Raw genomic sequence first — 12032 nt, 5'->3', positions numbered from 1 at the left:
TTCAATCAAGACGATTCTCGCTTGAACCCCGCAACGAATCATGCAATCATTGCGCAAATTTTAGCACTCTCCGTTCGCTAACGGTGTTCCCGCTTCTTATAAGCCAGAGGGTTATTGGCATGACTGGTTTTGTTGCTCAAGCGCTGCTGCGCACCAGACATCTGACGCCGCCACCGTTCCGCCGTTGTTTCCTCCGCACGTCATCCGCCCGAATACGCCTGCCGGCCATGCGGTAAGGCCGCCTGACGCTCGCTGTTAGGCATGCGTAAAGCCAGCGCTGCGGCCCTGATTTTACTGATGCCTGTCGGACGCTGCCAAGACCAGTTCCCCCGATAGCCGCCTGATGATCCCCGATCATGAGCCGGTCACGCACGCCGCTTATGCTGCCGTGCCCGGGTATCGCTTTTACCGGGATAACCGCGTTATCTCATTACCGTGCCGGTGGCACACCCTCATCCTTCACCGTTTGAGAGTCAGCATGATGAAAGAATTGAAAATCGCGACCAGCGCCAGCCTGGTCGCCACCATTGAGACGCTGCGCCAGATCGTGCGCGTAGAGCAGACGGACTACACCGACGTAGCGGCGGTGGTGGTGTCGGTCGCCGACGTGAACGCCGGCATTCTGGCGCGTTTGCAGGCGACGGGGTTCGACATTCCGACCTTCGTGGCGGTGGAAGGGGACGAGCATCTCTCGCCGGACTATCTGCCGTTTGTCAGTGGGGTTTTCGCGCTGCTGGCCGGCGCCAGCAAGCCGTTCTACATGGCGCAGCTGGAGGCCGCCGCCGACGCCTATGAGCAGGCGCTGCTGCCGCCGTTCTTCAAAACGCTGAAGACCTACGTCGAGATGGAAAACTCGACCTTCGCCTGCCCAGGGCATCAGGGCGGCGAGTTCTTCCGCAAACACCCGGCCGGCCGGCAGTTTTTTGATTTCTACGGCGAGACCCTGTTCCGTTCCGATATGTGCAACGCCGACGTCAAGTTGGGCGATCTGCTGATCCACGAAGGCTCGGCCAAGGATGCGCAAAAGCACGCGGCGCGGGTGTTCAACGCCGATAAAACCTACTTCGTGCTCAACGGCACCTCGGCGGCCAACAAGGTGGTGACCAACGCGCTGCTGACCCGCGGCGATCTGGTACTGTTCGATCGCAACAACCACAAATCCAACCACCACGGGGCGCTGATCCAGGCCGGCGCCACGCCGATCTATCTGGAAACCGCCCGCAACCCGTTCGGCTTTATCGGCGGCATCGATGCGCACTGCTTCGACGAACGCTATCTGCGCGAGCAGATCCGCGAGGTGGCGCCGGAGAAAGCCGCGGCGGCGCGGCCGTTCCGGCTGGCGATCATTCAGCTCGGCACTTACGACGGCACGATTTACAACGCTCGCCAGGTGATCGACACCATCGGCCACCTGTGCGACTACATCCTGTTCGACTCCGCCTGGGTGGGCTACGAAGGCTTTATTCCGATGCTGAAAGAGTGCTCGCCGCTGCTGCTGGAGCTGGACGAGCACGATCCGGGCATCTTCGTCACCCAGTCGGTGCATAAACAGCAGGCGGGGTTCTCGCAGACCTCGCAGATCCACAAGAAAGACGACCACATCAAAGGGCAAAAGCGCCACTGCAACCACAAGCACCTGAACAACGCATTCATGCTGCATGCGTCGACCAGCCCGTTCTATCCGCTGTTCGCCGCGCTGGACGTCAACGCCAAGATGCACGCCGGCGCCGCCGGGCGCCGCATGTGGATGGACTGCGTCAAGCTGGGCATCGAGACGCGCAAACAGCTGCTCACGCGCTGCTCGCAGCTGAAGCCGTTTATTCCGCTGCAGGTGGCGGGCAAAGACTGGCAGGATTACGATACCGATCTGATCGCCAACGACGCGCGCTTCTTCACCTTCGTGCCGGGGGAGACGTGGCACGGCTTTGAAGGCTATGCCCAGGACCAGTATCTGGTGGATCCGTGCAAGCTGCTGCTGACCACGCCGGGCATCGACGCTTCGACCGGCCAATACACCGAGTTCGGCGTGCCGGCCACCATTCTGGCCAACTTCCTGCGCGAGAACGGCATCGTGCCGGAGAAGTGCGATCTCAACTCGATCCTGTTCCTGCTGACCCCGGCGGAGAACCCGGCCAAGATGGAACAACTGGTGGAGATGCTGGCGCAGTTCGAACGTTATGTCGAAGAGGATGCGCCGCTGAGCGTGGTGCTGCCGACGGTGTACCGCAAGAACGAGCAGCGTTACCGCGGCTACAGCATTCGCCGGCTGTGTCAGGAGATGCACGATCTGTACGTCAGCTTTGACGTCAAGCAGCTGCAAAAGGAGATGTTCCGACAGGATCATTTCCCGCCGGTGGTGATGAACCCGCAGGACGCCAACGTGGAGTTTATCCGCGACAACGTCGAGCTGGTGCCGATCGGCCAGGCGGAAGGGCGCATTGCGGCGGAGGGGGCCCTGCCGTACCCGCCGGGCGTGCTGTGCGTGGTGCCGGGCGAAGTGTGGGGTGGCGCGGTGCAGCGCTACTTCCTGGCGCTGGAGGAGGGCATCAACCGCCTGCCGGGCTTCTCGCCGGAGCTGCAGGGGGTCTACATCGAGAAAAAAGATCACGGCTGGAAGCGCATCTTCGGCTATATGATCAAGCCATAGAAAAAGGGCCGGTTCGCACCGGCCCTTCTTCCATCCACGCGGGAAGCGCTACTTCCTGCGGTAGCTCTTCTGCGCGGTATTCACTTTCACCAGATAGCGGCGCGACTCGGCGGCCGGGTGCTTGGTGGTCAGCGTTTGGTACACGTCGCCCGGCTGCATGCCGTTGATGATGCCCACCGCGCGCGTCCTGTCGCTGGAGAACACCCGCAGCACGCTGCCGGCGCCGCCGTTGTAGGCGGTGATCACCGCATAGCGGCGCGAGGTCGGGTTCTGAATGCCGCCCAGGTAGTTGTTTTGCAGGATCGCCAGGTAGGCGGTGCCGGTGTCGATGTTGTTCTCCGGATCGAACAGGTAGCTGCGGCTCGGGGTGCCCCATTTGCCGCGCATCTGGAACACATCCTTACCGGCGGTGTGCTGCACCACCTGCATCAGGCCCAGCGCATCCGAACCGCTCACCGCATAAGGGTTGAAGCTCGATTCGGTCTGCATGATTGCCAGGATCAGCGATTCGTCCACGCCGTATTTTTCCGACGCCTTGCGCACCATCGGCAGATATTTGTGCGCACGTTTGTCCAGGTGGTTCGGCACCAGCTGGATGGTGACCGAGTAGATGACGTGCAGACCGGAGGTGCGTTTTTGCAGCTTGGTCTGCAGCAGGTAATCGGCGAAGTGCGCCGCGCGCCATTCCCAGCGGATCGGCGCGCCTTTGTTATCCAGCACCTGGCCGTACAGGAACGGCTCTTTGCTGATCTGGATATCGTTGGCGTCGGAATAGAGATCGATGGAGCCCGGATCGTCACCCATCAGCAGCGTGCTGATGATCGCCTGGCGCAGGTGCGCGGCCGGATCGGTGGTGGCGATGGTCTCGATGGTGATGGCGCCGGTGTCGAAGTTGATGTGGCTGCGGGTTTGGTATTGGTCGGTATATTTGACGTAGTCTTTCGGCCCGGCGATCAGAACTTCGTTCAGACCCCAGATGTTCTCGATGTTGTGAGCGAATTGCCCCATCAGAATGTCGAAGCCGTTGGTGTCTTTGATCCAGGCTTCGTTGATTTCTTCACTTTTTTTGCCGGAACAGGAGATCAGCAAAGGCGCTATTACGAGCAAAGCTAAAATTTTCTTCATCTTAAAGCCGTTTGGAAGAAGTATAAGAGGATTGAAGCGGGCCAGCGCCTGGCCCCAACAACGTTATTCGCTTGGCGGCGTATAGCCTTCGATGTGCACGTCGTGCCCTTCGAACAGGAACTTGATCATTTCCTCTTCCAGCAGTTTGCGGTCATCCACGTTCATCATGTTCAGCTTCTTCTCATTGATCAGCATGGTCTGCTTCTTCATCCACTCGCCCCAGGCTTCCTTGGAGATCTCGTTGTAGATGCGCTTGCCGACGTCGCCGGGATAAAGCTGAAAGTCCTGGCCTTCGGCGTCGCGCTGCAGGAAAGTACAAAAAATGGTGCGGCTCATGCTAATTCCTCGTCGATGGCGCTATCGCCATATAAGTTTTGTTGGATCGGGGGCTGCTTCGCCAGCTGTTGCAACAGGCGATCCACCGGCGCTGCCAGCCCGACCGACGGCGGCTGCGCTAAGTTATACCAGAGACCCGCGCCCTCATCCATGCCGCTGCCCGCCACGTCGAGCGACAGCCACATCGGCACGATATCGAGATGGAAATGGCTGAACGTGTGGCGAAACGCGGTCAGCTGTTCCAGGCGCTTGCCTTTCAGACCGCGCTGCTGCAGCCAGAGTTCCAAATCCACGCGCGCGCTGAACTGCGGGAAGCAGAACAGGCCGCCCCACAGACCCACCGCCGGGCGCTGTTCCAGCCACACGCGGTCGCCGTGCTGCAGCAATAAGAAGTAGGCGGTTTTTTCCGGCAGGGTCTGTTTGGGTTTCTTGCCGGGGTAGTTGGCCCAGCTGTGATTGGCGTAAGACAGACAGCCGACGTTGAGCGGGCAGAGTTCACACTTGGGTTTGGAACGAGTGCAGACCATGGCGCCCAGATCCATCATCGCCTGGTTGAACTGACCGACGCCCTGCGCCGGGGTAACCTCTTCGCTGATTTTCCACAGCCGGTTTTCGACTTCTTTTTTGCCCGGCCAGCCTTCCACCGCGTAGCAGCGGGCCAGCACGCGCTTCACGTTGCCGTCGAGGATCGGATAGTGTTGGCCCAGCGCTAACGACAGCACCGCGCCGGCGGTGGAACGGCCGACGCCCGGTAAATCGGCGATTTCTGCGAAGGTTGTCGGGAACTCGCCGCCGTGCTGTGCGACAATGGTCTGCGCCGCTTTGTGCAGATTGCGGGCGCGGGCGTAATAGCCGAGGCCGGTCCACAGATGCAGCACTTCGTCCAGCGGGGCTTCCGCCAGCGCGCGCACGTTGGGAAAACGGGCCATAAAGCGCTGAAAATAAGGAATGACGGTGGCAACCTGGGTCTGTTGCAACATCACCTCGGAGAGCCATACTTGATAGGCGGTTTTTTCCAGCTGCCACGGCAGGGTTTTGCGGCCGTAGCGCTGATACCAGTCAAGCACCACCTGTGCGAATTGTTGTGCTTGCATCATGAGCAGCGTCGTTATCCGGCAGAAAATGAAGCGAGATTGCAGCATAGAGTCATGGTGCTGTAAACCGGAACTTTCCGACGCCGCACGGCGGGTACAGAAGATGAACACTTGCTAAACCAATGTATCTTTGCATAATGCGCGTTTCCCTAATTGGCAGCCAAACAGACAGAAAGCACTATGATTAATGACGTCATCTCCCCGGAATTTGATGAGAACGGCCGCGCGATGCGCCGTATCCGCAGTTTTGTCCGCCGCCAGGGGCGGCTGACTAAAGGCCAGCAGCACGCGCTGGAGAACTATTGGCCGGTGATGGGCGTGGAGTATCAGGCTGAGGCTGTCGATCTCGCCGCGCTGTTCGGCCGCGAAGCGCCGACGGTGCTGGAGATCGGTTTTGGCATGGGCGCCTCGCTGGTGACCATGGCGGGCAATAATCCGCAGCAGAACTTTTTAGGGATCGAAGTGCACTCGCCGGGCGTGGGCGCCTGCCTGGCCGACGCCCACGAGGCGAAGCTGAGCAACCTGCGCGTGATGTGCCACGATGCGGTTGAAGTGCTGGAAAACATGATCCCGGACGGCTCGCTGGACATGGTGCAGCTGTTCTTCCCCGATCCGTGGCACAAGGCGCGCCACAATAAGCGCCGCATCGTGCAAACGCCGTTTGTCGAACTGGTGCTGCGCAAGCTGAAGACCGGCGGGGTCTTCCACATGGCCACCGATTGGCAACCTTATGCGGAACATATGTTAGAGGTTATGAACGGGGTCGCAGGCTACCGTAATCTTTCCAGCGATAATGATTATGTGCCGCGTCCGGATTCGCGCCCATTGACGAAATTTGAATTACGCGGCCAGCGCCTGGGACATGGCGTTTGGGACTTGATGTTTGAGAGGAAAGAATAATGGCTAAGAACCGCAGTCGTCGTTTACGTAAAAAGTTGCACATTGAAGAATTTCAGGAGCTGGGTTTCTCCGTAGCCTGGCGCTTCGCCGAAGGCACGTCGGTGGAAGACATCGACAGCACGCTGGATACCTTCATCGATGAAGTGATCGAGCCGAACGGCCTGGCGTTTGACGGCAGCGGCTACCTGCAGTGGGAAGGTCTGATCTGCCTGCAGAAGATCGGCCACTGCACCGACGAGCATCGCGAACTGGTGAAAAACTGGCTGGAAGCGCGCAAACTGACCGACGTTAAGGTCAGCGATCTGTTCGATATCTGGTGGGATTGATCGCGGCTGCCCGATGAGCGCGGCTTCGCGCCGCGCCGTTTTATTGATCTAAGGTGCCTTAACGGCGCCTTTGTTTTGCCCGGAGTGTGACCGAGGTGGTAACAACATTGGATAACGCGTTGCTGGAAGAGATCCTGCAACAGGTGCGCCCGCTGATTGGCCAGGGAAAAGTGGCCGACTACATCCCGGCGTTGGCGGAAGTGCCCGCCGATCGGCTGGCGATCGCCGTGTGTACGGTGGATGGCGAACTGTTCCAGGCCGGCGACGCCGCGGAGCGCTTCTCCATCCAGTCGATCTCCAAAGTGCTGAGCCTGACGCTGGCGCTGACGCGCTATCAGGAGCCTGAGATCTGGCGGCGCGTCGGCAAAGAGCCTTCCGGCCTGCCGTTCAATTCACTGCTGCAGCTGGAGATGGAACAGGGCAAACCGCGCAATCCGTTTATCAACCCCGGCGCGCTGGTGGTGTGCGACATGCTGCAAACCCGGCTCAGCGCCCCCAAACAGCGCATGCTGGAGGTGGTGCGTCAGTTGGCCGGCGAAGACGACCTGGCCTATGACCTGCGGGTGGCGCGCTCCGAGTTCGAACACTCCGATCGCAATGCGGCCATCGCCTATCTGATGAAATCGTTCGGCAACTTCGAAAACGACGTCATCACCGTGCTGCAAACCTATTTCCACTACTGCGCGCTGCGCATGAGCTGCGTGGAACTGGCGCGCAGCTTCGTCTATCTGGCCAATCACGGCCGCGATCTCAGCGGCGAGGCGGTGATCAGCCCGCTGCAGGCCCGGCAGATCAACGCCCTGATGATGACCAGCGGCATGTACGACGGCGCCGGCGAATTCGCCTATCGGGTGGGGATGCCGGGCAAGTCTGGCGTGGGCGGCGGCATCGTGGCCATCGTGCCGGACGAGCTGTCGATCGTCGTTTGGTCGCCGGAGCTGGATGCTTCCGGCAACTCGCTGGCGGGAACTGCGGCGCTGGAACTGTTGTCTCAACGTATCGGTCGTTCGATTTTTTAATCCCAGTCTGGATGGGAGTCAGGAGAAGCTATGTTGAAGAAAACCGGGTTAGCCTTACTGCTGCTGGCGGCGACTGCCGCGCAGGCCCACGCCGAGTACCAATGCAGCGTTAAACCCCAGGACGATGTGATCATCAGCCCGCAGAGCGTGCAGGTGAAAGGCGCCAGCGGCGACCTGCAAATATCGCCGGATGGCGACGTGATCCGCAACGGCCAGGCGCTGAGCCTGAACGACAGCCAGCGGCAGAAAGCCTTCAGTTACCAGAGCGCCTTGCGCAAGCAGCTGCCGTGGATCGACGACGGCGCGCAGAAACACCTGGAGAAAGCCCGCGCAGCGCTGGATAAAGTGATCGTTAAAGAGCTGGGCAGCAACAGCAACGTGCGCAACCGGCTGACCACCCTGAACGGCCAACTGAAACAGCAGATGAACCGCATCATCGAGCACCGCAGCGACGGTCTGACCTTCCACCACCAGGCGATTGACCAGGTGGAACAGGATGGCCGCAACATCGTGCAGCAGAGCATGGGCGGGGTGCTGCAGGACAGCCTGAACGAGATGGGCGTCAAACAGGCCGCCAATAGCGGCGGCAACCCGCTGCAGGCGATCATGGGCAACCTGGGCGGCTTGCAGAAGGCGATCCAGAACGAATGGAACAATCAGGAGCAGGACTTCCAGAACTTCGGTCATGACGTGTGCAACCGCGTCACCGCACTGGAAACCCAGCGCAAGGATCTGCTGAAGGCGTTGAAGTAACGGATAGATATCGCATATCCATATCAGAGACGCTGAGGCGAAGCGAAATTCTGGTTGATACCTATCAGGCATTGTTTTTGGAGGCTTGGCATGAGTATTTCGGCTAAACGCGTCAGCTTTGACGATGCGACGCTGTGGGTCGAACTGAGCGACGCCCGAATTATTGGCGTGCCACTGGCCTGGTTTCCGCGTTTGTTGAATGCGACGCAAGAACAGCGGGCGGGGTATGAGCTCAGCGCTCGTGGCATCCATTGGGATGCGTTGGACGAGGATGTTTCCGTTGAGGGATTGCTGAAGGGGAGTGGCGACGTGACGCATCGCCCTCATAATGCCGCCTGAACATGAAAAAAAGCGCTGATCATTCAGCGCTTTTTTTTTATTCGTCGTCCGCCAGGAACAGTTCCAGCAGCGAGTTGAGGAACAGTTTTCCCTTCTCGGTGATCTGCCAATGCTCCGCGGTTTCTTCCAGATAGCCTTTGGCCAGCGCCTCGTCCAACTGCGGGCGAATGACGCTTTCCGCCAGCCCGGTGTAGTTGACGAAGTCGGCGCGCGGCGCGGCTTCCAGCAGGCGGAAGCGGTTCATGAAGAACTCGAACGGCCGATCCGCCGCCGCCACCTCATGCTGCTTGTCCATGTAGTCGCCGCGCATAAAGCCGCGCGGGTGCTTGGTCTTGGCGGTGCGCAGGATGCGTCCGTCGCTGAAGGTCACCTTGCCGTGCGCGCCGCAGCCGATCCCCAGGTAGTCGCCGAAGCGCCAGTAGTTGAGATTGTGCTGGCATTGGTAGCCCGGCTTGGCGTAGGCCGAGGTTTCATACTGCTGGTATCCGGCGGCGCTCAGCAGCTGGTGGCCGCGCTCGAAGATGTCCCACAGCGCGTCGTCGTCCGGCAAGACCGGCGGGCGTGAGCTGAACAGGGTGTTCGGCTCGATGGTCAGCTGATACCACGACAGGTGCGGTGGATTGAGGGCGATCGCCTGGCGCAGATCGTCCAGCGCCTCTTCCAGCGACTGGTCCGGCAGGCCGTGCATCAGATCGAGGTTGAAGCTGCGCAGGCCGAGGCCGGTCGCCAGCGTCGCCGCGCGTTTGGCTTCTTCCGGGCCGTGGATGCGCCCCAGACGGTTCAGCTTCTCGGCGCTGAAGCTTTGCACCCCGATGGAGATGCGGTTGACGCCGGCGCGCTGGTAGCCGCTGAAGCGATCGGCCTCCACGGTGCCGGGATTGGCTTCCATGGTGATTTCGGCGTCGTCGGCGACGCGAATGCGCGCTCGCACGCCGTCCAGCAAGGCCTGCATCGCCTCGGCGCTCAGCAGGCTGGGGGTGCCGCCGCCGATAAAGATAGTGCTGATTTCCCGGCCGCCGGCCAGCGGCAGGTCGGCATCCAGATCCGCCAACAGATGATCGACATACTCCTGATGCGGCACGTCACCCTTCAGCGCATGGGAGTTGAAGTCGCAGTACGGGCATTTCTGCACGCACCACGGGATATGGATGTAGAGACTCAGCGGGGGCAGCTTAAGCATTGCGCATGGCTTCCAACATCAGCTTCAGCGCCTTGCCGCGGTGCGAAATCGCCCGCTTCTCGTTGCGGCTCAGCTCGGCGGCGGTGCGGCCCAGCTCCGGCACGTAGAAGACCGGATCGTAACCGAAACCGCCTTCACCGGCGGCCTGTTCGGTGATTTCGCCGGCCCAGCTGCCGTGGAACACCAGCGGCGTCGGGTCTGCCGCATGGCGCAGATAGACCAGCACGCAGTGGAATTGCGCGCCGCGCCGGCCCGGCGCCACGTCTTTCATCGCCGCCAGCAGCTTGTCGAGGTTCTGCCGATCGTCGGCATCTTCGCCGGCGTAGCGCGCGGAGTAGATGCCCGGCGCGCCGCCCAGCGCATCTACCGCCAGACCGGAGTCGTCGGCGATCGCCGGCAGGCCGGTGACCTGTGCCGCATGGCGCGCTTTCAGGATGGCGTTTTCGATAAACGTCAGGCCGGTCTCTTCGGCGGATTCCACGCCCAGATCGGTTTGCGCGACCACGTCCAGGCCGAAATCGGCCAACAGGTCGGCAAGTTCGCGCACTTTGCCCGGGTTACCGGTGGCAAGAACGACTTTTTGCATAAGTGACTACCTTGAAAATTATTCGATGAGCGCCGCGACCACGGCGGGGATCTGTTGCGGATTCACGATGCGTAACTGTTTATGCCGCCCCAGTTCGCCTTTCTCGATGGTGACGTTGCTTTTCGCCACTTTGAACTGCTTGGCGATAAACTTGATCAGATGGGCGTTGGCTTGGCCGTCGACCGGCGGAGCGGTGATGGCGACTTTTAGTTCGTCGCCATGCAAGCCGATAATTTGGTCGCGGCTGGCTTTCGGCTGAATATATAGCCTGATCGCCAGCCCGTCCAGCACCGGAGTGACCGCACTCACAGCAGGAACCAGATCTCGCCGAACAGATCCATGCCCAGGTAGTTGATCAGATAGAGGATCAGGATCACTACCATGGCGGAAAAGTCGATGCCGCCCATCGCCGGGATGATGCGACGGATTGGCGCCATCAAGGGTTCGGTCAGTTGGTACATCACATAGTCGATCGGGCTGCGGCCCTGGCTTACCCAGCTCATCAGCGCACGAATGATCATCACCCAGAAGATCAGGTAGCCGGCGGACTTCACCAGCGAGATCAGACCGAACAGCAGGTTATACGGGCTGAGCGACATCGCGCCGCCCTGAATCAGCAGCAGCAGCGGGTACTTGATGGTCATCAGCAGGAACGCCAGCAGCAGCGAAGCGCTGTCGATGGGCCCCAGTGACGGGATGATGCGGCGCAGTGGGCCGACCACCGGCTGGGTGATCTTCACCACAAACTGTGAGAACGGGTTGTAAAAATCGGTGCGCGCCCACTGCATCCAAATGCGCAGCAACAGCACCATCACGTACAGATCAATAACGGTCTTGACCAGGAAAGTCAGCGTTAGCATGAAGTGGTCCTTCTCCTTAACTCGCGGTTATTTAAAATAATTTTTCCATCTCTTGGGCGCGGGAAACGGCGGCCTGCATCGCTTGCCCCACGGTTTCCGGCAGTTGGCGTTCGTTGAACACCCGCAGCGCTTCGGCGGTGGTGCCGCCTTTGGAGGTCACCTGTTCGCGCAGCGTGCCCAGCGGCGTATCCGGGTTGGCTTCCACCAATGCGGCGGCGCCGGAAGCGGCCTGTTGCACCAGATCGCGCGCGGTCTGGCTGTCGAAGCCCATGCGCTCGGCCTCTTTTTGCATCGCCTCCATAAACAGGAAGAAATAGGCCGGAGCGCTGCCCGCGGCGGCGATCACGCCGTTGATGCCATTTTCGTCATCGACCCAGCAAACTTTACCGACCGACGCCATTAAATCGCCGGTGTAATCGCGATCCCGCTGGCTGACCTGCGCCGGCGCGTACAGCCCGCTCATGCCCTTGCCGACCAGCGACGGAGTGTTGGGCATGATGCGCACGATGTCCAGCTTGTCGCCGAGCAGCTGATAGAAACGGCTGACCTGAATGCCGGCGGCGATCGACAGCACCAGCTTGCCGCTGAAATCGACCTGCTCGCGCAGCGGCTGGCAAACGTCGGCCATCAGCTGCGGTTTGACCGCCAGCACCACCACCTCGGCCTCGCGCGCGCAGGCGACGTTGTCGCCGCTGCTGACGATGCCGTAGTCCGCCGCCAGTGCGTCACGGTTTTTCGCCGAGGGGGCGCAGACGCTGATGGATTTGGCTGGATAGCCGCCCGCCACCAGGCCGGCGATGATTGCACGCGCCATGTTGCCGGCGCCGATAAAGGTAATCTTGCGATGTTGCATCAAATCCCTCGTCT

Annotated in this window: 14 protein-coding genes; 6 read left to right on the top strand and 8 right to left on the bottom strand. The window is 60.5% G+C overall.

Annotated features, from left to right (window positions below; translation table 11 throughout):
• Nucleotides 1-481 precede the first annotated feature (481 nt).
• Nucleotides 482-2647 (top strand): ornithine decarboxylase SpeF, encoded by a 2166-nt coding sequence (speF, locus tag ACP39K_RS21445; protein WP_234214306.1) that lies wholly within the window; start codon nt 482-484, stop codon nt 2645-2647.
• Nucleotides 2648-2695: 48 nt separating this feature from the next.
• Here speF and mltC read toward each other — a convergent pair whose 3' ends face one another.
• The 3 genes from mltC to mutY form a co-directional block, all read right to left on the bottom strand.
• Nucleotides 2696-3772 (bottom strand): membrane-bound lytic murein transglycosylase MltC, encoded by a 1077-nt coding sequence (gene mltC / locus ACP39K_RS21440; protein WP_004937402.1) that lies wholly within the window; start codon nt 3770-3772, stop codon nt 2696-2698.
• 63 nt (nt 3773-3835) lie between these two features.
• On the bottom strand, nt 3836-4108 hold the full coding sequence (locus ACP39K_RS21435) for an oxidative damage protection protein (protein ID WP_004937404.1): 273 nt from the start codon (nt 4106-4108) through the stop codon (nt 3836-3838).
• On the bottom strand, nt 4105-5205 hold the full coding sequence (gene mutY, locus ACP39K_RS21430) for an A/G-specific adenine glycosylase (RefSeq protein ID WP_227944618.1): 1101 nt from the start codon (nt 5203-5205) through the stop codon (nt 4105-4107). Before mutY ends, ACP39K_RS21435 begins: the two co-directional genes overlap by 4 nt.
• 177 nt (nt 5206-5382) lie before the next feature.
• On the opposite strand from mutY, the gene trmB reads away from it, so the two are divergent.
• From trmB to ACP39K_RS21405, 5 genes are all read left to right on the top strand, one after another.
• On the top strand, nt 5383-6102 hold the full coding sequence (gene trmB / locus ACP39K_RS21425; RefSeq protein WP_016930097.1) for a tRNA (guanosine(46)-N7)-methyltransferase TrmB: 720 nt from the start codon (nt 5383-5385) through the stop codon (nt 6100-6102).
• Nucleotides 6102-6428 (top strand): YggL family protein, encoded by a 327-nt coding sequence (locus ACP39K_RS21420; RefSeq protein WP_004937412.1) that lies wholly within the window; start codon nt 6102-6104, stop codon nt 6426-6428. Before trmB ends, ACP39K_RS21420 begins: the two co-directional genes overlap by 1 nt.
• A 95-nt stretch (nt 6429-6523) precedes the next feature.
• Complete coding sequence (glsB, locus tag ACP39K_RS21415; RefSeq protein WP_004937414.1) at nt 6524-7447, top strand: glutaminase B; 924 nt, start codon at nt 6524-6526, stop codon at nt 7445-7447.
• Between the two features lie 30 nt (nt 7448-7477).
• Entirely contained in the window at nt 7478-8200 is a 723-nt protein-coding gene (locus ACP39K_RS21410; RefSeq protein WP_033639389.1) for a YggN family protein, read from the top strand.
• A gap of 90 nt (nt 8201-8290) precedes the next feature.
• On the top strand, nt 8291-8539 hold the full coding sequence (locus ACP39K_RS21405) for a DUF2442 domain-containing protein (protein WP_197829493.1): 249 nt from the start codon (nt 8291-8293) through the stop codon (nt 8537-8539).
• A gap of 37 nt (nt 8540-8576) precedes the next feature.
• Here the strand turns inward: ACP39K_RS21405 and hemW are convergent, their stop codons facing one another.
• From hemW to proC, 5 genes are read right to left on the bottom strand one after another with little or no spacing between them, the layout of a single operon-like run.
• Nucleotides 8577-9719, bottom strand: a complete 1143-nt coding sequence (gene hemW, locus ACP39K_RS21400; protein ID WP_048796774.1) for a radical SAM family heme chaperone HemW — start codon at nt 9717-9719, stop codon at nt 8577-8579.
• On the bottom strand, nt 9712-10305 hold the full coding sequence (locus tag ACP39K_RS21395) for an XTP/dITP diphosphatase (RefSeq protein ID WP_497008819.1): 594 nt from the start codon (nt 10303-10305) through the stop codon (nt 9712-9714). Before ACP39K_RS21395 ends, hemW begins: the two co-directional genes overlap by 8 nt.
• 18 nt (nt 10306-10323) lie before the next feature.
• Nucleotides 10324-10614, bottom strand: a complete 291-nt coding sequence (gene yggU, locus ACP39K_RS21390; RefSeq protein WP_004948014.1) for a DUF167 family protein YggU — start codon at nt 10612-10614, stop codon at nt 10324-10326.
• Nucleotides 10611-11165, bottom strand: a complete 555-nt coding sequence (locus tag ACP39K_RS21385) for a YggT family protein (RefSeq protein ID WP_004937436.1) — start codon at nt 11163-11165, stop codon at nt 10611-10613. The genes yggU and ACP39K_RS21385 overlap by 4 nt, the downstream gene beginning before the upstream one ends.
• Nucleotides 11166-11196: 31 nt before the next feature.
• Nucleotides 11197-12018 carry a pyrroline-5-carboxylate reductase gene (gene proC / locus ACP39K_RS21380; RefSeq protein ID WP_033639391.1) on the bottom strand — a complete coding sequence of 274 codons (822 nt, stop codon included), beginning with the start codon at nt 12016-12018 and terminating at the stop codon, nt 11197-11199.
• Between the last annotated feature and the right edge of the window lie 14 nt (nt 12019-12032).

The organism is Serratia sp. EC4, assembly GCF_059652115.1.
Note: the sequence above shows the minus strand (reverse complement) of the source record. Positions and strands in the feature narration are given on the sequence as shown.

Coding starts and splice junctions, on each gene's coding strand:
- mutY (WP_227944618.1), bottom strand. CDS start 5,205: ATGATGCAAGCACAACAATTCGCACAGGTGGTGCTTGACTGGTATCAG.
- ACP39K_RS21395 (WP_497008819.1), bottom strand. CDS start 10,305: ATGCAAAAAGTCGTTCTTGCCACCGGTAACCCGGGCAAAGTGCGCGAA.
- trmB (WP_016930097.1), top strand. CDS start 5,383: ATGATTAATGACGTCATCTCCCCGGAATTTGATGAGAACGGCCGCGCG.
- ACP39K_RS21405 (WP_197829493.1), top strand. CDS start 8,291: ATGAGTATTTCGGCTAAACGCGTCAGCTTTGACGATGCGACGCTGTGG.
- proC (WP_033639391.1), bottom strand. CDS start 12,018: ATGCAACATCGCAAGATTACCTTTATCGGCGCCGGCAACATGGCGCGT.
- ACP39K_RS21385 (WP_004937436.1), bottom strand. CDS start 11,165: ATGCTAACGCTGACTTTCCTGGTCAAGACCGTTATTGATCTGTACGTG.
- speF (WP_234214306.1), top strand. CDS start 482: ATGAAAGAATTGAAAATCGCGACCAGCGCCAGCCTGGTCGCCACCATT.
- mltC (WP_004937402.1), bottom strand. CDS start 3,772: ATGAAGAAAATTTTAGCTTTGCTCGTAATAGCGCCTTTGCTGATCTCC.
- ACP39K_RS21435 (WP_004937404.1), bottom strand. CDS start 4,108: ATGAGCCGCACCATTTTTTGTACTTTCCTGCAGCGCGACGCCGAAGGC.
- ACP39K_RS21420 (WP_004937412.1), top strand. CDS start 6,102: ATGGCTAAGAACCGCAGTCGTCGTTTACGTAAAAAGTTGCACATTGAA.
- ACP39K_RS21410 (WP_033639389.1), top strand. CDS start 7,478: ATGTTGAAGAAAACCGGGTTAGCCTTACTGCTGCTGGCGGCGACTGCC.
- hemW (WP_048796774.1), bottom strand. CDS start 9,719: ATGCTTAAGCTGCCCCCGCTGAGTCTCTACATCCATATCCCGTGGTGC.